We start from the raw sequence: 20,376 nt of genomic DNA on the forward strand, positions 1-20,376 counted from the left end.
GCATACAAAAATCAAGCTGTAGGGTGCGTCAGGTGAATTTCTCGAACGATTATTGAGGGTTTAAAAATCTGACGCACCTTACTAATTGTGACTATTTCCCATTTTAAAAGGACACGACAATGCAGTCCTTACCCGCATCTAAAAAGGTTTCACCCCAACTAATAAAGCGAGTTCCCGCCACTTCCAATAACAGTCTACCTCACCAAAACCAATTTCTCTAAACCACCCTAGTTGCGTTTCTACATCGAGCAATTTATTAGACGGATCGTCTGGATCGTTGCTAATACCCAGCGCCTCTCGAAACTTCTCATGCAAAGCCTCTGTTGGGGACGCTACGTGCTCCAAATTGCAAAAAATGCCTCCGGGTTCCAAAAGCTCGAAAATCTCGGCGTAAAGCGAACGTTTGCGATCGTCCTCAACATGGTGGATTGCAAAACTAGAAACGATCGCATCAAACTTGCCCAAATCCGGCAGAGGTTCGTCAAAATTGTGCTCGATTACCGTGACAGTTTTGTCATCAGCAAAACGAGTTCTGACTTTTTCCAGCATTGTCGGCGAAAAGTCGATCGCCACACATTCAACATTCGGGCGATCGCACTTAAGCAGGCCCAACAACCGCCCGTCACCCGTACCCACATCCAGAATCCGCTGCACAGTTTGCGGCACCTCCTCCAACAAAACCGCCTCACCCTCAGTGCGGTGAGGAATGCCATCAGCCTTAGCCAGATACCACAAAGCGTGTTCCGCAGAACTCCAAAGATTAACTTGACTCATAAACAGTTGACAGTTGACAGTTGACAGTTGACAGTTGACAGTTGACAGATGAGTGCGAGGTTTTTAAGACGGGGATTTAAACCTCTCCATAAAAACAATCCGCCCGCACCGGGCGGGGGCTAATAACCCTTGATATTTAGTAAACCTCGCCGTTTTTGCGAGTAAAAATCCAACTATTGCCGCTAGCTTTGGCAATTATATCGTCATCAGGATATTGGGCCTCATCTCCCGGAGTGCGATCGCCAATTTCCAGATAAACAACATCAGCATTCGAGCGGTTAACCAAATGATGCCCATCAGCATCACCCGCCCGAAAACCAGCCGCCATACCCGGTTGCAGCACTTCCTCACCCGAATTTGTCACCAGAGTCACTTCCCCTTCCAAAACGTAGACTAACTCATCTTGACGAGAGTGCCAATGTCTCAGAGCAGAACAACTTCCCGGCGCCAGCCTCACCAAATTCACCCCAAAATTCTGCAAACCCGCAGCATTCCCCAAACGTTTTTTAACTCTTCCGGCAACCACAGATTTAAATTCCTGGGGATAATTCGAGCCTGTACTGTCCGGCACATTTTCAGGATTAACAATCATAAAACACTCCTTTCAGTAGTTGTGAACTCTCTCTCTTTTCTGGCTTCGCGTCCTTTGCGTCTTCGGGGTTCGTTCATTTTAAATTCTAATGAATCAGTGGATTAACCACACGACCCAGAAATAGGATACTATCAAATTGAGTATCCCGAATCAGAAAGATAAAAGGGCGATCGGCTCTAAAAATTGTTGGAATGCTGATACTTACTGACCTTGCCATCACAACCGCTGTAGCCGCCGCCGCCTCCGTCCCCTCCTCATTCACATCAACGAAAGCTTTATGAATTACCGCTGAGATATGCAGCCTTTGCTCATCACTCAGGTGACATAAGTCAGCCTCCGCAGTTGTCATGCCAGTGAAGTCAGCCCCGTACTTATCAAAAGCAAGCGGCATCCCCATATCTGAAAGTGCTTGGTTGAGCATAAACTCTGAAGTTAGCTTAAATTTAGGCAGCCAAACTAATAACTCGTGCGTTATGTAGAGTGACGATAGCCATTTCTCCAAGCTGGCACTTGTCAATTGCTGCTCCAACTGCGCCAACCCCTCCAGCTTACTTGGCAAGAGAATCACCATAGATAGCCGATCGCCCACATAAGGCAGTTCCAGCACTTGTAAGTCACCCAGAGAAGCGTAGCGGAACGCTCCTCCCTTGAACATCATCGGGACATTAACCTGCTCGTCTGGTGCAATGGTAAAGGGTTCTTCCTTTGTGGAAATGCGATCGAACTGACTTGCCCAGTTGCCTTTGAAATAGATAGCATTAGTCAAAACCAATCGTGTATCTCCGGTTAAAATCCCTTCACGGATCTGGTTTTGAATCTTCTCCTGAGTTTGTTGCGCCACCCAAGTGTTAATCGTACAGCGAGCCTCCTCAGTAGCACGTATAAAGTCCACCAATGCTAGTGCAGCGCTGTAATAATCTTTGGTAGTTTGAAGAAACGCATCAAGGAAAGCAAACCCCTGCTGTCCCCAAAGTCGATTAGCCGTGTTCAGTTGATATCCGCAATCTTCACCAATATTGAGATCGGCCATCAGTGCAGCAAAGGCTGGGTGCAGATGCTCTGGTTCTAGCTCGAAGTGCAAAACATTCGCCATCTCCGAAGCTGTCTCGCCTCTAGCACCGGCATAAGTCATCGCCAGCGCTGTTGAGATGCTGTAGGGAGAGAAGAACAGGTTTCCTTCTTGGTGGCGCAGTTTGTCATAGAGGTCGATCGCAAAAGCATTGTTGCCTTTCACCAGGATACTCACATCATCTAAACTATTTACTCTCATTAAATAACTTTTCCTTTTGTTTAGTTTCTTCTTAGTGGAACAGGCGGGACGCCTGTGGTTATTTGTGGAACAGGCGGGACGCCTGTGGTTTTTGACTGTTGGTTATTCCAAAGGTTTCAAAGTAGTAGGATTTTCCCGAATCGGCTTAATAAAACGGCTGTTAGCCCGCACAAAACAATTACCCTTATCTGTGGAAATCGGCAACCAAGGCTTGCCCTGAGAATCAGCAATCATAATTTGATTAGCATTATTTCCAGTCACCGCCTCCAAGCGTTTTCCCCGCCGAAAAGTCGTCACCACAGGCCACTGCGAAACATTGTGTTTATTCCTTGCAAACAACTCATCTGGCGCATCAAGAGCATCTACAGAAACAGATTGAAATCGCTTAGCCATCCGGCAATTTAACCCTTGAGAATCCGAATCAACAACCACCCAATTCACCTGCCTGTTTCCCCGCCCTCTTCCAGGCGGCACCGGGTAATCACCTTGCGGATTAGCAACAGGTAAAGCCAAGGCTAAATTAGCCCCAGCTCCTAAAATCCAAGCTACTGCCAGAGAGACAATTCTAATTTCTGTTTTCATTGCTACAAAAAATCATTAAATTCAGATTAATTACAATCGTAGCAACCTCTGCTGGCGATCGGGAAAGTCCTAATTGCTGAAACCCTTGCTTCCCTCGGACTTCTGACAACTGTCAACCGTCAACTGTCACAACCGTCAACTGTCAACTGTCAACTGTCAAGCAGTCAAGCGGTCAATTCATTAAGAATGTGTTATAAATATTGAGATTCATTAAGAAATATTGCTCAAATGCTCCTTTCCCCCTCTGGCGCCAGCAAACTCAAAGAATCTTTAAAAGAAAAAGTATTCTTCGGGAATGAGCCAACCCCCGAGCTCATAGCCATCTTACTGATTTACTTCGTCCAAGGCATCCTCGGACTAGCCCGCTTAGCCGTCAGCTTCTTCCTCAAAGACGAACTCGGCATGACTCCCGCCGAAGTCTCAGCCATGCTGGGCGTCGTCGCCCTACCTTGGATTATCAAGCCCCTGTTCGGCTTCATGTCCGACGGGTTGCCCATATTCGGCTACCGCAGACGCCCTTACATCGTGCTCTCCGGGCTGCTGGGAACTTCAGCATGGGTGAGCCTCGCAACAATTGTACACACGCCGTTGGCCGCTACAGGGGCGATCGCCCTCAGTTCCCTTTCACTAGCCGTCAGCGACGTAATCGCCGACTCCCTAGTAGTCGAAAGAGCCAGAAAAGAATCAATCGCCGATGCCGGTTCCCTGCAATCCTTGTCTTGGGGCGCATCAGCCCTCGGCGGACTAATCACCGCCTACCTCAGCGGTTCCCTGCTGCAACACTTCAGCACCCACACCATATTTTCAATCACCGCATCTTTCCCGCTAATCGTATCAGCAACAGCTTGGTTAATTGCCGAAGAAAAAACCAACAAAAGAACCGACTTTGAAGCAGTCAAAGACCAACTAAAACAACTGCGGCAAGCTGTTACCCAAAAAACCATCTGGCTGCCCACCGCCTTTCTCTTCCTCTGGCAAGCCACCCCAAGCTCAGACTCCGCCTTCTTCTTTTTCACCACCAACGAACTAGGCTTTCCACCAGAATTTCTCGGCAGAGTGCGCCTCGTTACCAGCATTGCAGCCCTCATAGGCATCGGGCTGTTTCAGCGCTACCTCAAAGCAATTCCATTTCGAGTAATTTTCGGCTGGTCAACAGTCATTGCTACAGTTTTAGGCATGACTGCGTTATTATTAGTAACTCATGCCAACCGAGCATTAGGAATTGACGACCAATGGTTCAGCATCGGAGACAGCCTGATCCTGACAGTAATCGGACAAATTGCCTATATGCCCGTGCTGGTACTCTCGGCGCGGTTGTGTCCCCCTGGCGTCGAAGCAACTTTATTTGCAGTCTTGATGTCAGTCACCAACTTAGCAGGACTTATTTCCTACGAAGGCGGTGCAATTTTGACTCACTGGCTCGGAATTACCGATCGCAATTTCGACAACCTCTGGCTGCTAGTAGTCATCGCCAACCTCTCCACACTGCTGCCCCTCCCCTTCTTAAATTGGCTCCCTGCAGAAAGTACAGAAAGCGGCGATCCAAACTACCAACAATCTCTCCCAGTATTAGAACCAGAACTGGGCTGTGCAAAACCGGGCGGACAACATTTCATGCCCGAATACTTTCCAGACTTAGTGCCAACATCAATCCCCGAAAACCGCACCGTAGAAAGCAAGTGAAGGAAGTTCGGCAACGAGCAATGTACGGGATGTAACGGATAAATTCCACTGTGTTTTCCAATTCTCTGACTCTCTCACTTTTACCCTCTCTGCGCTCTCTGCGCTCTCTGCGGTTAAAAAACAATTCCATAACTTTACCAAATATTCAGGTTCCGCATCCCGCCCCTGGATGGTTTTTATGGCAGGCTTTAAATCCCCGTCTTAAAAACTTCGCTGTCAACTGTCAACTGTCAACTGTCAACTGTTTACCCATGCAAAAACTACAAATTCCCCAACCTCAAACAGCCGGCCAAAAACCATCATACGATCGCAAAGACTGGCAGCGCGGCTACGAATCCCAACCCAACGAAGCCGACTACTGGATTGACAACATAGAAGGCTCAATCCCCGCCGGCTTGCAAGGCACATTCTTTCGCAACGGGCCCGGATTGTTGGATGTCAACGGCGATCGCATCCACCACCCCTTTGACGGCGACGGCATGATTTGCGCGATCGCCCTGACTGAAGGCCGCGCCCACTTCCGCAACCGATTCGTACACACCGAAGGCTATATCGCCGAACAAAAAGCCGGAAAAATCTTGCACCGAGGCGTTTTCGGCACACAGAAACCCGGAGGCTGGCTGGCCAACATCTTTGATGTCAAAATCAAAAACATCGCCAACACCAACATCATTTATTGGGGCGACAAACTGCTAGCACTGTGGGAAGCAGCACAGCCCTACAGACTCGACCCCCGCAGCCTAGAAACCCTCGGATTAGACACCCTAGACGGCATCTTACAACCCGGTGAAGCCTTCGCCGCCCACCCCAGAATTGAAAAAGGAAAAAATGGCAAAGGAGACAGATTAGTCAACTTTTCTGTCAAGCCCGGTTTGTCGAGTGTAATTACCATTTACGAACTCGACGAAAGCGGCAAACTTTTACAAAAACACGCCCACGCAATCCCGGGTTTTGCCTTCCTGCACGACATGGTAATTACCGAAAATTACTGTATATTCTTCCAAAATCCCGTCAGCTTCAATCCCCTGCTTTTCTTGTTAGGATTTCGCAGTGCATCCCAGTGCATTCAATTTTCGCCACACAAGCCCACGCAAGCAATTTTGATTCCCCGCAACGGTACTGACGAGGTGAAGATATTAGAAACAGAACCTTGTTTTGTGTTCCACCACTGCAACGCCTGGGAAGAAAACGGCGAAGTTTTTGTAGATTCAGTTTGCTACGAATCATTCCCAACGGTAGAGGCGGACGGCGATTTTCGCGAGATTGATTTTGACAGCGTTCCAGCGGGGGAATTGTGGCGGTTTCAGCTAAATTTGAACGAGAAAACTGTCAAGCATCAAGTAATTGAAACTCGGTGCTGCGAGTTTCCGACTTTGCATCCGAATAATGTCGGACAGCCTTACCGATATCTTTATATTGGTGCCGCCGATTCTCCCACTGGGAATGCTCCTTTGCAAGCTATTCTCAAAATTGATTTCCTGACTGGCGAAAGGCAAATTTGGAGTGTGGCGCCGCGCGGCTTTGCGGGGGAACCGGTGTTTGTGGCTCGTCCTGATTCTGTTGCTGAGGATGACGGCTGGCTGCTAGTTTTGATGTATGATGCGGCTAATCATCGATCGACCTTAGCGATTCTAGATGCCAGCGACATCACCAAAGGCCCCGTAGCGCGCCTGCATTTAAAACAGCACATCCCCTACGGTTTGCACGGCAGTTTTACGTCAAACGTACTGCTTCCTATCGGTTCGTAGTAGGTTCGTAAGAGTCGGATCTTGAAATCGCTGCTAGACAAACAATGTCCGCGGAGGCGGACTGGGAAATAGCCGTTTTATTATCGAGTTTCTTCACTCGGTTTTAACCGACTGTCTTCTATGAGCCAGGGGTTTAAACCCCTGGCGGACTGGCGGAATAAGGAACTGCGTGAATGCGGAAAATGCAGGGAATACCAACAATTCAAGACATAAAAAATCCATAATTAATGCAAACTGCCAACAAATTTCATCTAAAAAAAATACTTATTTTAATTTGCAGTGCCGCCGTTATATTTACAATTATCTTATCTATTTACTCTCACAATGCTAATGCCCAAGAACCTTACAGCCCGTCTCCAGATACCGCTGTAGCCCCGAAAGGCTTGGTTGAGGTCAAAATGACCGTAATTGGGGTAGACCCGATTAAAAACGAATTAGAAACCCGCTTGCAGTTCGATCTCAAAGGCATCTATAAAAAAGGGCCAACTTACCCAGCTCAAGACTTGCTAATGACAGTTAACGGCGCAAATGTAGAGGATTCGGAAATTACCTTTAAAGAAGGCAAACCGATGATTGTCCCAGCATTAAAGTTTAACCTAGTCAAGGGAAAAATTAACAATTATCCGTTTGACAGGCACATTGCTAAAGTAGCAATTTCCATCGACCCCCTGGCTTCGATGGGCAAAAAGTTTGCTCCCTTTGAACTGAATCCCGTACCGCTGGAATTTAAGTTTAATGCCGATGTTCCCGGCTTCGATATCAGTTACAAGCCGCTGGAAGAGAATTCATCTATCTTTATTTATATCGATGTTTATGCAAGTCGATCGATTCCGGTGAAATTCTTTGCCTTGGTGATTATTGTCATCATGTGGGTGCTGTCAATTATGGCGCTTTTGCTAGCATTAAAAGTGATGCAATCCGGCAAGTTGCCGGAAGTAGGAATGCTGAGCTGGACGGCTGTGATGCTGTTTGCTTTTCCCGCTATTCGCAACGCTCAGCCTGGAGTGCCTCCGGTGGGAACTGCCAGCGATTTCCTTTCGTTTTTTTGGACGGAAATTATTGTTGTGGTGGCGTTGGTAATTATCGGTAGCTGTTGGTTGAAACGCTATCATCCGCCGATAGATGATTAATATTGTTTATTAAAAAATGAGACAAAACAATTTTTTTCTTATTTCATCAAACCCAAGTGCAAGGTGCGTCGCCATGAGATTGTCGATTGAATTTATTAATTTATCATCGCGACGCACCCTACAATACTTGCTTCTCCCATCAAAATTAATCCGTTACATCCCGTACATTGCTCGTTGCCGAACTTCTTCCTTCTTCCTTCTTTTCAATTTTTGACTTCCAAATTCTCAATATCTTTGGCGGGTACGCCCAAACCGCGCAAGATAGTAAAAGCAATAATTCGATATCCCGACGGATTGGGGTGAACTCCATCGGCGGCTAACAAATTTAGAGTTTTTCCCGCGTGTTTTTGATAGGTGCCGATCACTTCCCGAAATGGCGCATTCAAATCGATAAACAAGCACTGGTTTTGCCGCGCAATTTCTCGCATCGCGGCAACATACTCTTGCAACCTGCGATTTTCGGGGCCGTCGAGAATCTCGCGGATGGGAGTAGGAGAAAGCAGGACAACTCGAATTCCTGCGGCTTTTGCTGCCAGCACCATTTGAGTTATTTTGTCTATATATTCTGCTAGCGGTACTCCCGCCGGCAAGTTGCCTTGCGGATGAAACTGAAGGTTTTGGAAGTCGAAGAAAGCGTGCCAAACGTCGTTGACTCCGGCGTTAATCGTGACTAAATCTGGCTTTTTGTCGATCGCGTCTTTCTGGAAGCGCGCCTGCATATCTGTCGCTTTGTTGCCGGAGATGCCCGCGTTGACGATTTCGATTTTGCGATCGGGATAAAGCGCATTCAGATAGCGTTGCAGCAGCCAAACGTAACCTCCGGGGTATTTCCCGGCCTCGGTGATGCTGTCGCCCACTGTCACAATTTTGCGCTTCCCGACGAGCAGGTTTTGGATTTCTGGCGGCGGCGTTGCTTCGGATACAGGTTCTTTAAACACGGGAATCAATGAGTGAGGAATATTCAGGACAATAACAGCAGCAATTACGGCGAGGGCAAGTCTGATTAACACTTGCCTCAGCGGGGGTTTGGGACGGGGCGATCGCGCATTTGCAGACATTACGCAGTTTCCCACTAAAAGTCTAATTATTTATCTCGGCAATAATCATATCTATTTTTGGTTTTTTTGTCACTTATTTCCATAAGTCAGTCCTGGACGCACAAAAAACCAGTTTCTACGCAAAACCTATGATTTTGCGCGATCGACTTTAACGCAGCAACCGGGTTTTTGACCAGCCCAAAAACCGATACCAGCCTCCGACACTCCTGAGGAACGATATCAAAATTTTAGACTCTCGTTCAGCTCCCAGATTCATCTGCCCTTGTAAATCTCAAATTTTAAATCTCAAATCTCAAATCGGCAGACCCCGCCAGCGCAACTTCTCTAAGTGAAATTACTTATTTTTTTGCCTTATCATCTCTATGTGTAATTGCCATCACAAAAAAGTTGGCAAAATCTCACATAATTTCTGCTACTTACAGCACAACTCTAGAAGGGAAGAGCGGTTTATAATATTGATATGTTCAGAAAACAACTTTTCAGGCGAGGTTAAAGCAATGGTAGCAAATTCAAATTTTTTATATCCTCACAATCGCTATTACGGTGAAGTAAAGCCTGAAAATTTGGTATTTAATGCGAATTTACAAGAGTTTTCCCAGCGGGTGGGTTACATCAGTTCCTTGACATCTAACGGTAAAATGTCTGTGGAACAGGCATTTAGTCAGATCCAAACACTCTGGGAACAGGTGGAAAAGTCGAAAACACAGTTGGGAATCGGCGAAAATCCATTTTCGGCTTGAATCATTAGCGGTTGGCTTTGAGGTTCATTTACGCCGATCGACAGGCTCCACAGTTTAAGATTGAAAAGTAGCTAGTGGCGATCGACCTTTTTGCCCATGAGTTCCGACCTAGTTCCTCTCCTTCCCAAAGTATCAGTCGGCCGTCGCGCCGGTGCCTTCTGCATCGACGCGATCGCAGTTTGGCTGCCCAGTTTGCTTCTCGGCACTAATCCGATCGTCCAAACCATATTTTTTGTTCTGCTGTGGATGATCCTGCGCGTAGCCATCGTCAGGAAAAACCAAGGTCAAAGTCTCGGGCGCTGGGCCCTGGACATGAAAATTGCCGATACCCGATTCCAACGGACTCCGGGCTTCCAAGAATTGTGCAAGCGCGAGGGATTGCTGGGCTTTTGCGCTGCTTTAGCCTTCGCCGGTGTAGGCGGGCTCACATCTACCAACGCCGCCGTCTTGCTGCTGATGCTGCCGCTGGCGATCGACTGCAGCGTTGCTTTCACCGACACCGCTCGGTTTCCCCAAGCTTTTCACGATCGGCTCGGCGGGACGATCGTCGTCGGAGCCCGCCGCGGCTACTCCCTCGACATCAAAGTCAGAAGATTGCTTGACCAAGTGCAGACCAATGTGAGAAGATAATAAATTGTGTTTAAATTAGTCGAAATTTATTTAGAATTATGGCTAAAGGCGTCCGCATCATAATTACTCTAGAGTGTACTGAGTGCCGAACCAACGCGAGCAAACGCTCCAAAGGCGTGTCTCGGTACACCACGACCAAGAACCGCCGCAACACGACGGCGCGGCTGGAACTCAAAAAGTTCTGCACCCACTGCAACCAGCACACGGCCCACAAAGAGATCAAGTAGTGATTAGTCATTAGTCATTAGTCATCAGTCATCAGTTGTTGGCAATTGATATTGACCCGCGAAAAGCAGATAACTAACAAATGCTTTCCTGACGGCTAGCAACTAACGGCTAATAACTAAAAACTAACAGTCAACAGTCAACAGTCAACAAACAATAAACCATGACTTACTTTCGCCGGCGCGTTTCGCCAATCAAACCAGGAGACCCGATCGACTACAAAGATGTCGATTTGCTCAAAAAATACGTCACAGAACGCGGTAAAATCTTGCCCCGCCGGATTACCGGTTTGACGGCAAAACAGCAGCGCGACCTGACCCGCAGCATCAAAAGAGCAAGAATTGTAGCTTTGATGCCCTTCGTAAACCAAGAAGGTTAACTGGATTTTGGATTTTAGATTTTAGATTTTGGACGGGAATAGGACTTACGCGAAAACAACGTCTTTTTGTCGCAAGCGAGGGTCGCTAATAGAGCGCAATATTGGGTATATAGTCGCTGCTGCGTAAGTCTTAATCAAAATCTCAAAAGTTAGAAATTAAAGTACAAAAAGCACAACTTTTTAGATGTTAGTTTTAACAATTGATGTAAAAAATGTAAAAATCCAAAATCTAAAATTCCCCCATCGAAACCAGAAAAATAGCAAGTGTAAAAATCCAAAATCTCAAAAATAAAGCTGGCAAGTGGAGAAGGGAACGTTAGTAGAAATTAGAGTGCACGGCGACCGCCGTCTGGCCGTTGCCGATCGCCCCGACGGCAAGAAAAACTGGGTCGTGGTAGACGAAAACGGTCAACCGCACAGCATACCGCCCAAACAAATCAGCTACGAAGTAGTCGGAGAAACTTACAAACCCTCCGACATTCCCAAATTTCTCAAAGAAGTAGAAGTTTACTCAGATCCGTCGAGTCTAGAAGTAGCTTGGGAACTGCTAGTGGGCGACGGAGAAACCGCAGATCCAGAATCCCTGGCCGTGCTGCTATTTTCCGATCGCAGTTCGGCCCAGTGCTACGCAGCATACTGTTTGCTCTCAACAGACAAACTGTATTTCAAACAAAAGGGCGATCGCTACGAACCGCGACCGGCCGCCCAAGTAGCGGAAATCAAACACCAGCAAGAAGTAGAACAGCAGCGACACCAAGAATCCCAAGGATTTTGGGATCGAGTCAAACAGCGGCTGGCCGGGGAAAAGGTAGAGTGGGAACACAGCGATCGAACTCGCCTCGACGCCCTAGAACGCTTTGCCACCCTCGGAGAAGAAGCAACGCACCGCACCCCGGCCTTAGAAACTTTAGCCAGCTTAGAACGTTCCGAAAACCCCGAAGCAGCATTTGGGCTCCTAGTCGATCTCGGGCTGTGGAGTACCCACGAAAACCTGTTTTTGCGGCGCAGCCAAATTCCCCTACAATTCTCCGCAAAGGTATTAGAAGTGGCCCAACGCTGCCTAGAAAATCCGCCAGCCGACTCCGACACAAATCGTCTCGATTTAACTCACCTCAAGGTTTACACGATCGACGACGAAAGCACCACAGAAATCGACGACGGCCTCAGCTTAGAATTCCTCGAAAACGACCAGCAGCGACTCTGGATACACATCGCCGATCCTACCCGCTTGCTTTCCCCCGGAGACGAACTCGACCTCGAAGCCAGAAAGCGCACCACTACGGTTTATCTGCCCACGGGAATGATCCCGATGTTTCCCCCGGCTTTGGCAACGGGGCCGATGAGTTTAATTCAAGGCAAAGAGTGCAGCGCGCTCAGCTTCAGCGTCACCTTAGACGAAACCGGCGCGGCTCAAGATTACAGCATCCACATCAGCACGATCAAACCAACCTACCGCTTAACCTACGATGACGTAGATGAAATGCTGGAGTTGGGAATCGAAGCAGAACCGGAAATAAGCGCGATCGCCTCTGCGGCAAAACTGCGCCAAAAATGGCGGGAAGCCCAAGGGGCAATCAGCATTTTCATGCCCGAATCCGTCATCAAAGTCCACGGCGACGAGATCAAAATCCACGTCATCGACGACTCCACAGCCCGAATGCTAGTAGCCGAAATGATGATTTTAGCCGGCGAAGTAGCGGCCCGCTACGGTCAAGCTCACAGCCTGCCCATACCCTACCGCTATCAGCCGCAGCCGGAACTCCCTCCAGAGGAAGAACTGCTGGCAGTGCCCGCTGGCCCCGCCCGCGCTTGCGCCGTGCGCCGCTGTATGCCCCGCAGCGAAATGGGCCTCACCCCCGGACGCCACGCCGGTTTAGGTTTGGAATTGTACACCCAAGTTACTTCCCCGATCCGCCGCTATACCGACTTGCTGACTCACTTCCAAATTAAAGCCCACCTGCGGGGCGAACCCCTGCCTTTTGCGGCCCAAGAAATACAGGACATTGTGATGTGTCTCGGCACCGCAGTTAAAGAAGCCTCTACCGTCGAACGCCAAACTAACCGCTATTGGGGATTGGAATATCTGCGGCGCAACCCCGATGAAGTTTGGGAAGCTTTAATGCTGCGCTGGCTGAGGGAAGACAGCAATCTCGGATTGATTTTGTTGGAAGAGTTGGGTTTGGAGTTGGCGATGCGATTTGGTCGATCGGTGGCTATAGGCGATCGGCTAGAAGTCAAAGTCACTCACTGCGATCCGCGATCGGATGTCGTTAACTTCCAAGAAATGATTTTTGAAGCCGCACAATAGGATTTTAGATTTTAGATTTTAGATTTGGGATTGCCAAAATCTTAGTGACAGGAATTGTGCGCTTGCGGCTATAAACCAATATGCTTGGGTTAGTAATCTCAGACGAATTTGAGCTCACGAATTTAGGGGAACCCACTCTTCAACCCGCAGGCGAGTGGGTGAAAGTTTCTGTAGACCTGGTTTCAAGCGCCGTCTTAACTAAAATCTAAAATTTAAAATCGCAAAATGCCCAATTCAATTAGCCAAGTTCAGCCGCCGCTGGAATTCATACCCCCAGCCTACAACCCGCTAGTGATGCAAGGCTGCCAGCAAATACTCCCCTGGTGGCTGAGATTTCGGACGAATATCAGCCACATTCAAGCCGAAAACGTCGAAACCCTCGCCGAACTATTCCACCAATTTCAAAATCAGAAAGTTCGCTTCTTGCTAGCCTTCCGCCACCCCAACTCAGACGATCCCTACTGTTTGGGACAGCTAATTTGGAAACTGGTTCCCCAGGCGGCGCGCGCCAAAGGCATTCCCCTGCAATTCCCGGTACATTCCCACTTTATCTACGATCGCGGAATTCCGCTGTGGGCCGGTTCTGGCGTCGGCTGGCTGTATTCCCAGCTCGGCGGTACTCCGATTGTGCGCGGTAAGATCGATCGCGCTGGATTGCGATCGGCCCGCGATTTATTTGCTAACAGCCAATTCCCGATCGCCGCCGCCCCAGAAGGCGCCACCAACGGTCACAATGAAATAGTTAGCCCCCTGGAACCGGGAATCGCTCAAATGGGCTTCTGGTGCGTGGAAGACTTGCACAAAGCCGGACGTACTGATGAAAAAGTGTTAATTGTGCCGATCGGCATTCAATACCGCTATGTCAATCCGCCTTGGCAACCCCTAGAAAAACTTTTAACTCAATTAGAAATAGATTGCGGACTGCCCGCCTTAGAACCAAGCAATCTCGCCAATTTAGAGGCAGAAAATCCCGCTACAGAAAACCAAAGTCACAAATTCCACTATCTGCGCCTGATTCGACTGGGCAACCATTTGCTAGCAGTAATGGAACAGTTTTATCTCCGTTTTTACCATCGAAATTTACCGTTAAAACCATCTCCTGTAACATCATTATCGCTGCCCGAAAAAACTGCCAACGATTCGGACAATGAAGCGATGATTGCTCGACTGACAGCACTGTTGGACGTAGCTTTGCAAGTAGCAGAAGAATATTTCAACTTGAAGCCCAAAGGCAGTTTGATAGACCGCTGCCGCCGTCTGGAACAAGCAGGCTGGGACTATATTTATCGAGAAGATATCAAAGATATTGCAGCACTTTGTCCTTTAGAAAGAGGATTAGCCGATCGCCTCGCTGAAGAAGCAAGTCTGCGGATGTGGCACATGAGACTTGTCGAAAGTTTCGTCTCCGTCACCGGCAGGTACGTTCAAGAAAAGCTGACAGCAGAACGTTTGGCAGAAACAACTTTACTGCTGTGGGACGTACTGACTCGCATCAAAGGGGGAAATCCTTTCGGCCGGCCTTCTTTGGGCAAACAGCAGGTGCAAATGACCGTGGGCGAACCGATATCAGTGGGCGATCGCTGGGAGGGATATCAAAAGGGCCGCAGGGTAGCAGTTGCCGAACTCACTCAAGACTTGCAATCAGCTTTAGAAGGAATGATTAAATCTTAATAAGTCAGTTGTGGAAGAGGTAAGAAGTCCGAGGGAAGCAGTCCGAGAGAAAAAGTCCGAGAGAAAAAGTCCGAGAGAAGTACGAAGAGAGAAGCAGGAAGAATGCAGATATATATATTGCTTTTCCGTTCCCGCTCCGTTTTTGATTTGTCAAGCAAAGAAGTTGTTATAAACTTGGGGAAGAGGTATAATAAATCCCTAATATCAAGTCCCGGTTAATCACTCCTAATAAAGTTGTTCCCTCTCGCCCCTTGAGGATTTTGAGGACTCAAGTCCTAAATCAAAATTTAATTAAAATTAATTAACCGGACTATATCTAACAATAAACGCTCGAGAATTAACAACAAAAATAACCGATGAATAACAAACCTATCGATTTGTCTACTCACTCAATTAAGGTAAAACTGCTGAATCATTTAGCGCAAGAATTGCTCACCCCGCTCACTTCAATCCTCGGCATGGCGAGCGTGTTGAACCAAGAAATTTACGGCCCCTTAACCAGCAAGCAAAAAGAATATATCGACGTGATCGAAGACAGCAGCCGGTCTTTGCGATCGCTAGTTGAAGAAATTTTGGAACTGGCAGAACTAGATGATTCCGCTTTCACCTTGAAGCGAACCGCAGTTGATATAGAAACTTTGTGTCAGCAAGTTGTGACAACCCTGTCGCCGGCGGCAAGTAGGCGAGAGCAAGAAATTAATTTGTCGATGGGGCCCGGGCCGCGCATCTGGTTGGTTGATAAGGATAAAGTTCAGCAAATGCTGCACCACTTAATTTTTAGCATTATTCAATCCGCTGGGGCAGGCAGCGTGATTCGAGTCCACCTTTCTCGGAAAGAAGAGGGTATCAACATCGGAGTTTGGGTTTTTCATCCTTGGTTGGGAGAAAGTTTGCCCCATGCTAAACTCTACTCCGACTACTTGCTAAAGGTGGGATCGGGTAGCGGTGCGCGATCGAACTCCGAAACCAGCTCCCTCGGACTCGAACCGCAACTCCCGTCACAGACACGCGGTTCCCAGCGATTAACGCTGGCGTTTTCTGAGTTGGCGGCTTTGGTGGCCGAGAATGCCGCGGATACCGCACCGGTGTTAGCTGGTTACGGGGCCAGGGAACGCTTGGGGTTGCTGCTTTGCTGCCAGTTGGTGGAAATTCAAGGCGGCCAACTCTCGATTCAAGGCACCCCGGAATCTGGATATCGCTACGCGCTCTGGCTCCCGTGCATCAATGCTACGGAGTTGTTGGAAGGGTAAAAACCAGTTGACAGTTGACAGTTGACAGCTTGCCCCGAGCGAAGCCGAGGGGTTGACGGTTGACAGTTGACAGTTGACAGTTGACAGTTGACAGTTGAGCGAAGGAATAAGGAATAAGGAATAAGGAATAAGGAAGAGGGCTAGAGGGGGAGAATTGCCCGATTACCAATTACCTTTTTCCCGATTACCGATTACCAATTCCCGATTACCAATTACCTTTTTCCCGATTACCGATTACCAATTCCCGATTACCTTTTTCCCGATTACTAAGTACAAATCTAAAATTGAAATGAATTCAGTTTGGCAACAGTTAACTCTGGCAAATTTGCCGCTCTCTCAGTGGCAAAGTGGCAGTTATTTATTGAATTTGGCGATCGGCAATGCGCGCAGTTGGCGGCAGAGTAGTTGGCTGATGCAGTGGGCAGAACCCCTGGGTTTTGGTTTGCTGGCCTTGACGTTCGGTATGGGCCCGTTTGTTAACAATGCCTTGGTGGGGCTGTTGATGGCTGCTGGCGCTGCATTTTGGGTGCTGCTGACTGTTTCCGACGATCGCGCGATCGCCCTCACGCCCATTCACTTGCTGGTACTGCTGTACTGGGGCATTGCTACCGTCGCCACAGCAATGTCGCCGGTGAAAGCCGCCGCTTTTACAGGTTGGACGAAGCTAACGCTGTATTTGCTGTTTTTTGCCCTGATGGCGCGGATCTTGCGAGATCCCCGCTGGCGATCGTGGTTAATTGCCGTATATTTGAATGTCGCTCTGATTGTCAGTTTCTACGGCGTGCGGCAGTGGATTGATAAAGTGCCGCCATTAGCTACTTGGAACGATCCGACTTCTACTCAAGCCAATCTCACGCGAGTTTACAGCTTTTTGGGCAATCCAAACTTGCTCGGTTCCTATTTGCTGCCGGCAATTGCTTTGAGCGCCGCCGCGCTTTTTGTGTGGAAAGGATGGGGAACCAAACTTTTAGCGCTGACGATGCTGGTGGTGAATTGCGCGTGTTTGCGCTACACCGACAGCCGGGGTGCTTGGATCGGTTTTGTGGCTGTGCTTGTGGTGTTTTTAGTGCTGCTTTGGTACTGGTACAGCCCTTTAATGCCTAGGTTCTGGCGGACTTGGGCGCTGCCGTTAGGGTTAGGAGGTTTGGCTGGGGCGTTACTTTTGGGAGTGCTTTTGGTGGCTCCCTTGCGCGATCGAGTTGCGAGTATGTTTATCGGCCGCGGCGACAGCAGCAACAATTTTCGGATTAATGTTTGGACGGCGGTGATTGACATGATTCGCGATCGGCCAATTCTCGGCATTGGCCCGGGAAACACTGCTTTTAATAAAGTTTATCCGCTTTATATGAAGCCGAAATTCACTGCTTTGAGTGCTTATTCTGTGCTGCTAGAAATTGCGGTGGAAACTGGTTTTATCGGCTTAATGTGTTTCCTGTGGCTGATGACTGTTACCGTCAATCAGGGTTTGTTGCAGATAAAAAGATTGCGCGACGCACAATTTAACACCTCTAATTTAGAGGAAGAATCCCCAAATCTCAAATCCAAAAGCCCAAACCTAAAATCGAATCAGGCGTTTTGGTTGATTGGGGCGATCGCAACTTTAACCGGCATGATGGCTCACGGTTTTTTCGATACCGTTTGGTACCGGCCGGAAGTTAATATGCTTTGGTGGTTGATGGTGGCGATTATTGCTAGTTTTTACAGCAACTCGCAGCAGCAGCAAGATTCACCTTTGACAGAGGGCGAGTAGGTAGAATTGTGGGCGGGGTTTTTTCCCCGCGTGCCGGTGCGAGCCAAAAAGATACTGTAAATGGCTGTAGGAACAAAGTAATTACAGCAAATTTCAGGTAATTGAAGTACACATCCAGCAACACAGGTCGCGGCGCCGTACCCTGTCCTGCGGGGATTAATCGGCCGTACTTCATAAAAGTGGAATCTGCCACCAGTTCAAAAAAAATGCAACTTGAGGCAAGCTGCAAACCAAAATCGTCATCGGTCATTTCCAATTCTTTAATGCTTTAATCTCAAATCTAAAATGGTATAAGGTGCGCGAGGCGCACCTACACAATACTACTCCATACTACATACCTGTGGGTGTCAAGTGCTGATGGCGCACTCTACAAAATTATTTCAAAATAATTCTTATTCTTCGCTGTCGGTAGGCGTGACGAATCTCGGGCACGCATAATCTCTACCTCTATCTCTGCACCGCCGCCACCCCGACTGATTCGAGTTGAGCAGCGTTTCGACTGATTCATTCACTGTGGGTTTAACAGTCGCAGGAGTTGGCAGTGCTTTTGAGGCTTGACTTAGCTCCAGTACCGTTATAAATGCCAGTATGGTTGATGAAAGCAAAACTGTGCGTTTCATTTATTTGTTTTTTCCTCTTGTAATCGTTGACGTGCCATTCCTATCCATATATCCTCATCGAATTCTTGGGAATCCGCATACTTTAGACAAGTTTTCCACTGCGGTAGCGCTTCCTTCGTCTTTTTCATCCCTTCTAGGACTTGCGCTTTTAAGCAGTAAGTTGCTGGTCTTTCACTATCAAGCTTAATCGCTGCATCCAAATGTTGCAATGCCTCGGAATATCTACCCTGTTTCAGCCGAGCCCATCCCAAATTTTTGAGTAAAGAATATTTTACTCGATCGTCCTCAGCTAATTTCAAACCTTGCAACAGTAAGTGAACGGCAGCAGGATAGTTTTTCTTGTCTACAATGTATAATCTAGCTAGATTGCTGTAAGCAGCAGGGAGACCGAGTTTGGCAGCTTGCAGATATTTTCCTCGGGCGCATTCTAAATCTTGCACCTCTTCGCAAAGCCATCCCAAATTGTAAAGAGCAGTTCGGCTTTTGGGATCTACCGAGAGCGCTAACTCATAGGCTTGTTGAGTATCAGCCAATCGATTGGCTTTGTAGTTTTCCAAGCCCCTATTGTTAAACAGTGATGCGAGTTCCGGCAACCCAAATTGCCAGCCGCCCAAGCCTACTGTTAGCATCAGTAGGAATGCCGCCCACTTGGAGTGATGAGGCTTTTTTTCTGGCTCTTTCATAACATTAAAAATGTTAGCTAATGGTGTCGTTTTTAGCATATTTTAAGTGGAGAGTTGGAATAATTTGTTGGGACATTTAATTGCCACCCTCATGGCATCATAATCTTACGAAATGACTAAGGCTCGATCCCCTTTCTCATCTCTAGTTTGCAACTCCACAGCCGAATGCTTGTGTCATGCTGCGACTACCTAGATGTATTCGAGCATAGGTTGATCCTTCATGGGACTCCACAAGCCATCCGGATATTTTCAGGAAAAAGCAAGCCGGAAGCCCCAAGCGCGCAGCGGGAAGCCGGAATGTTACGAAAATAAGTAATAATACTTAGTTGGGCGGGCGATCGACAGTATAGCCTTTCTCAGCTTTCTGGAGGTACAGGTTTAGATTTTAGATTTTAGATTTGGGAATTGCAGAATTGTTAATTAATTGGTGAATAGCTCACTTGAGAACCGCTATATGCGATCTACTTAGCACATAACAATCGAGTCCGGTGAAATAACTATAATTAAGTTTGTAGTGACGGCCCAAGTCCTCAAAATCCTCAACGGGGAATATCAAACAATTTTAGATTTTAGATTTTAGATTTTAGAATTGGAAATGACTGATTTCATAAGTGTTTAGAGCTTACCTACAGTTGCATTCTTTTTTGAAACGGATATGATTAACCGGACTATATCTAAAATAATCAATCACGAATCACTAATCACTAATGACTAATGACTCATTGACTGATGACTAATGACCCATTGACTGATGACTGATGACTGATGGCTAAAATTGCTTCATCGCTCTTTCCATATCCCGCTTGTCTTCGCGTTTCTTCAAATCTTCGCGCTTGTCGTGCAGTTTTTTCCCTTTCCCCAAACCGATATCAAGTTTTACCCAACCGCCTTTCAAATACATTTTTAACGGCACTAAAGTCAAGCCTTTTTCTTCAACTTTGCCAATTAATTTGCGAATTTCCTGCTTGTGCATCAGCAATTTGCGGGTGCGGCGCGGCTCGTGATTAAAATAGTTGCTAGCACTTCTCCACGGCGAAATATGAACGTTGATCAGCCATATTTCGCCATTTTTAACCAAAGCATATCCGTCCCGCAAATTGGCTTTTCCTTCCCGAATTGATTTGACTTCGGTTCCCTTCAACTCGATGCCCACCTGATATGTATCTATAATTTCATACAGATGGCGCGCTTGTCGGTTGTCGCTAAGAATTTTGTATCCTGGACTTTTTTCGCTCATTTTTACCTCCGCTAAAATCATTATAACGCTAGCATCTCTGTAGAGG

General features: G+C 47.6%; 19 protein-coding genes. 11 read left to right on the forward strand and 8 right to left on the reverse strand.

The features are described from left to right. Positions 1–138: 138 nt before the first annotated feature. The 4 genes from QUB63_RS26555 to QUB63_RS26570 all read right to left on the reverse strand — a co-directional run bounded on the left by QUB63_RS26555 (position 139) and on the right by QUB63_RS26570 (position 3,218). Positions 139–774, reverse strand: a complete 636-nt coding sequence (locus QUB63_RS26555; protein ID WP_332948357.1) for a class I SAM-dependent methyltransferase — start codon at positions 772–774, stop codon at positions 139–141. 136 nt (positions 775–910) lie between these two features. Next, the gene (locus QUB63_RS26560) at positions 911–1,366 is read right to left on the reverse strand and encodes a cupin domain-containing protein (protein ID WP_332948358.1); all 456 of its coding nucleotides are present in this window, start codon (positions 1,364–1,366) and stop codon (positions 911–913) included. Between the two features lie 85 nt (positions 1,367–1,451). Next, positions 1,452–2,636 carry a serpin family protein gene (locus QUB63_RS26565; RefSeq protein ID WP_332948359.1) on the reverse strand — a complete coding sequence of 395 codons (1,185 nt, stop codon included), beginning with the start codon at positions 2,634–2,636 and terminating at the stop codon, positions 1,452–1,454. A 102-nt stretch (positions 2,637–2,738) separates the two neighbouring features. Next, entirely contained in the window at positions 2,739–3,218 is a 480-nt protein-coding gene (locus QUB63_RS26570) for a hypothetical protein (RefSeq protein WP_332948360.1), read from the reverse strand. A gap of 228 nt (positions 3,219–3,446) precedes the next feature. Between QUB63_RS26570 and QUB63_RS26575 the strand changes: the two genes are divergently transcribed. The 3 genes from QUB63_RS26575 (at position 3,447) to QUB63_RS26585 (ending at position 7,779) form a co-directional block, all read left to right on the forward strand. Continuing rightward, on the forward strand, positions 3,447–4,901 hold the full coding sequence (locus QUB63_RS26575) for a folate/biopterin family MFS transporter (protein WP_332948361.1): 1,455 nt from the start codon (positions 3,447–3,449) through the stop codon (positions 4,899–4,901). A 251-nt stretch (positions 4,902–5,152) separates the two neighbouring features. Further along, positions 5,153–6,649, forward strand: a complete 1,497-nt coding sequence (locus QUB63_RS26580; protein WP_332948362.1) for a carotenoid oxygenase family protein — start codon at positions 5,153–5,155, stop codon at positions 6,647–6,649. 227 nt (positions 6,650–6,876) lie between these two features. After that, positions 6,877–7,779: a DUF4436 family protein gene (locus tag QUB63_RS26585; RefSeq protein ID WP_332948363.1), complete on the forward strand. Its 903-nt coding sequence runs from the start codon at positions 6,877–6,879 to the stop codon at positions 7,777–7,779. Positions 7,780–7,982: 203 nt separating this feature from the next. On the opposite strand, the gene QUB63_RS26590 is transcribed toward QUB63_RS26585, so the two are convergent. Beyond that, complete coding sequence (locus QUB63_RS26590; RefSeq protein WP_332948364.1) at positions 7,983–8,837, reverse strand: SGNH/GDSL hydrolase family protein; 855 nt, start codon at positions 8,835–8,837, stop codon at positions 7,983–7,985. Between the two features lie 497 nt (positions 8,838–9,334). Between QUB63_RS26590 and QUB63_RS26595 the strand changes: the two genes are divergently transcribed. The 8 genes from QUB63_RS26595 to QUB63_RS26630 all read left to right on the forward strand — a co-directional run bounded on the left by QUB63_RS26595 (position 9,335) and on the right by QUB63_RS26630 (position 17,790). After that, positions 9,335–9,577, forward strand: a complete 243-nt coding sequence (locus QUB63_RS26595; protein ID WP_332948365.1) for a DUF7219 family protein — start codon at positions 9,335–9,337, stop codon at positions 9,575–9,577. Positions 9,578–9,673: 96 nt separating this feature from the next. Continuing rightward, positions 9,674–10,207 carry an RDD family protein gene (locus tag QUB63_RS26600; RefSeq protein WP_332948366.1) on the forward strand — a complete coding sequence of 178 codons (534 nt, stop codon included), beginning with the start codon at positions 9,674–9,676 and terminating at the stop codon, positions 10,205–10,207. Between the two features lie 38 nt (positions 10,208–10,245). Further along, a complete protein-coding gene (gene rpmG, locus QUB63_RS26605) occupies positions 10,246–10,434 on the forward strand; it encodes a 50S ribosomal protein L33 (protein ID WP_332948367.1) in 189 nt (62 codons plus the stop codon). A gap of 161 nt (positions 10,435–10,595) precedes the next feature. Beyond that, entirely contained in the window at positions 10,596–10,811 is a 216-nt protein-coding gene (rpsR, locus tag QUB63_RS26610) for a 30S ribosomal protein S18 (RefSeq protein WP_006631377.1), read from the forward strand. A 301-nt stretch (positions 10,812–11,112) separates the two neighbouring features. Further along, complete coding sequence (locus tag QUB63_RS26615) at positions 11,113–13,119, forward strand: ribonuclease catalytic domain-containing protein (protein WP_332948368.1); 2,007 nt, start codon at positions 11,113–11,115, stop codon at positions 13,117–13,119. 225 nt (positions 13,120–13,344) lie between these two features. Continuing rightward, the gene (locus QUB63_RS26620) at positions 13,345–14,790 is read left to right on the forward strand and encodes a 1-acyl-sn-glycerol-3-phosphate acyltransferase (RefSeq protein ID WP_332948369.1); all 1,446 of its coding nucleotides are present in this window, start codon (positions 13,345–13,347) and stop codon (positions 14,788–14,790) included. Between the two features lie 356 nt (positions 14,791–15,146). Beyond that, positions 15,147–16,040 carry a sensor histidine kinase gene (locus QUB63_RS26625; protein WP_332948370.1) on the forward strand — a complete coding sequence of 298 codons (894 nt, stop codon included), beginning with the start codon at positions 15,147–15,149 and terminating at the stop codon, positions 16,038–16,040. Between the two features lie 289 nt (positions 16,041–16,329). Then, the gene (locus QUB63_RS26630; protein ID WP_332948426.1) at positions 16,330–17,790 is read left to right on the forward strand and encodes an IctB family putative bicarbonate transporter; all 1,461 of its coding nucleotides are present in this window, start codon (positions 16,330–16,332) and stop codon (positions 17,788–17,790) included. 392 nt (positions 17,791–18,182) lie between these two features. Here QUB63_RS26630 and QUB63_RS26635 read toward each other — a convergent pair whose 3' ends face one another. The 3 genes from QUB63_RS26635 to smpB form a co-directional block, all read right to left on the reverse strand. Then, on the reverse strand, positions 18,183–18,410 hold the full coding sequence (locus QUB63_RS26635) for an Osc7112_2153 family protein (protein WP_332948371.1): 228 nt from the start codon (positions 18,408–18,410) through the stop codon (positions 18,183–18,185). Next, positions 18,407–19,093 carry a tetratricopeptide repeat protein gene (locus QUB63_RS26640; RefSeq protein ID WP_332948372.1) on the reverse strand — a complete coding sequence of 229 codons (687 nt, stop codon included), beginning with the start codon at positions 19,091–19,093 and terminating at the stop codon, positions 18,407–18,409. Before QUB63_RS26640 ends, QUB63_RS26635 begins: the two co-directional genes overlap by 4 nt. A gap of 769 nt (positions 19,094–19,862) precedes the next feature. Beyond that, on the reverse strand, positions 19,863–20,330 hold the full coding sequence (gene smpB / locus QUB63_RS26645; protein WP_332948373.1) for an SsrA-binding protein SmpB: 468 nt from the start codon (positions 20,328–20,330) through the stop codon (positions 19,863–19,865). Between the last annotated feature and the right edge of the window lie 46 nt (positions 20,331–20,376).

The sequence above is a fragment of the Microcoleus sp. ARI1-B5 genome, assembly GCF_036705795.1.
In the GTDB taxonomy this organism is placed as follows: Bacteria; Cyanobacteriota; Cyanobacteriia; order Cyanobacteriales; family Microcoleaceae; genus Microcoleus.

Bases quoted from the DNA above. Each gene is read 5' to 3' on its own strand.
- QUB63_RS26570 (WP_332948360.1), bottom strand. From the start codon at position 3,218: ATGAAAACAGAAATTAGAATTGTCTCTCTGGCAGTAGCTTGGATTTTA.
- QUB63_RS26560 (WP_332948358.1), bottom strand. From the start codon at position 1,366: ATGATTGTTAATCCTGAAAATGTGCCGGACAGTACAGGCTCGAATTAT.
- QUB63_RS26640 (WP_332948372.1), bottom strand. From the start codon at position 19,093: ATGAAAGAGCCAGAAAAAAAGCCTCATCACTCCAAGTGGGCGGCATTC.
- rpmG (WP_332948367.1), top strand. From the start codon at position 10,246: ATGGCTAAAGGCGTCCGCATCATAATTACTCTAGAGTGTACTGAGTGC.
- QUB63_RS26555 (WP_332948357.1), bottom strand. From the start codon at position 774: ATGAGTCAAGTTAATCTTTGGAGTTCTGCGGAACACGCTTTGTGGTAT.
- QUB63_RS26625 (WP_332948370.1), top strand. From the start codon at position 15,147: ATGAATAACAAACCTATCGATTTGTCTACTCACTCAATTAAGGTAAAA.
- QUB63_RS26635 (WP_332948371.1), bottom strand. From the start codon at position 18,410: ATGAAACGCACAGTTTTGCTTTCATCAACCATACTGGCATTTATAACG.
- rpsR (WP_006631377.1), top strand. From the start codon at position 10,596: ATGACTTACTTTCGCCGGCGCGTTTCGCCAATCAAACCAGGAGACCCG.
- QUB63_RS26585 (WP_332948363.1), top strand. From the start codon at position 6,877: ATGCAAACTGCCAACAAATTTCATCTAAAAAAAATACTTATTTTAATT.
- smpB (WP_332948373.1), bottom strand. From the start codon at position 20,330: ATGAGCGAAAAAAGTCCAGGATACAAAATTCTTAGCGACAACCGACAA.
- QUB63_RS26595 (WP_332948365.1), top strand. From the start codon at position 9,335: ATGGTAGCAAATTCAAATTTTTTATATCCTCACAATCGCTATTACGGT.
- QUB63_RS26565 (WP_332948359.1), bottom strand. From the start codon at position 2,636: ATGAGAGTAAATAGTTTAGATGATGTGAGTATCCTGGTGAAAGGCAAC.
- QUB63_RS26580 (WP_332948362.1), top strand. From the start codon at position 5,153: ATGCAAAAACTACAAATTCCCCAACCTCAAACAGCCGGCCAAAAACCA.
- QUB63_RS26620 (WP_332948369.1), top strand. From the start codon at position 13,345: ATGCCCAATTCAATTAGCCAAGTTCAGCCGCCGCTGGAATTCATACCC.
- QUB63_RS26630 (WP_332948426.1), top strand. From the start codon at position 16,330: ATGAATTCAGTTTGGCAACAGTTAACTCTGGCAAATTTGCCGCTCTCT.
- QUB63_RS26600 (WP_332948366.1), top strand. From the start codon at position 9,674: ATGAGTTCCGACCTAGTTCCTCTCCTTCCCAAAGTATCAGTCGGCCGT.
- QUB63_RS26575 (WP_332948361.1), top strand. From the start codon at position 3,447: ATGCTCCTTTCCCCCTCTGGCGCCAGCAAACTCAAAGAATCTTTAAAA.
- QUB63_RS26590 (WP_332948364.1), bottom strand. From the start codon at position 8,837: ATGTCTGCAAATGCGCGATCGCCCCGTCCCAAACCCCCGCTGAGGCAA.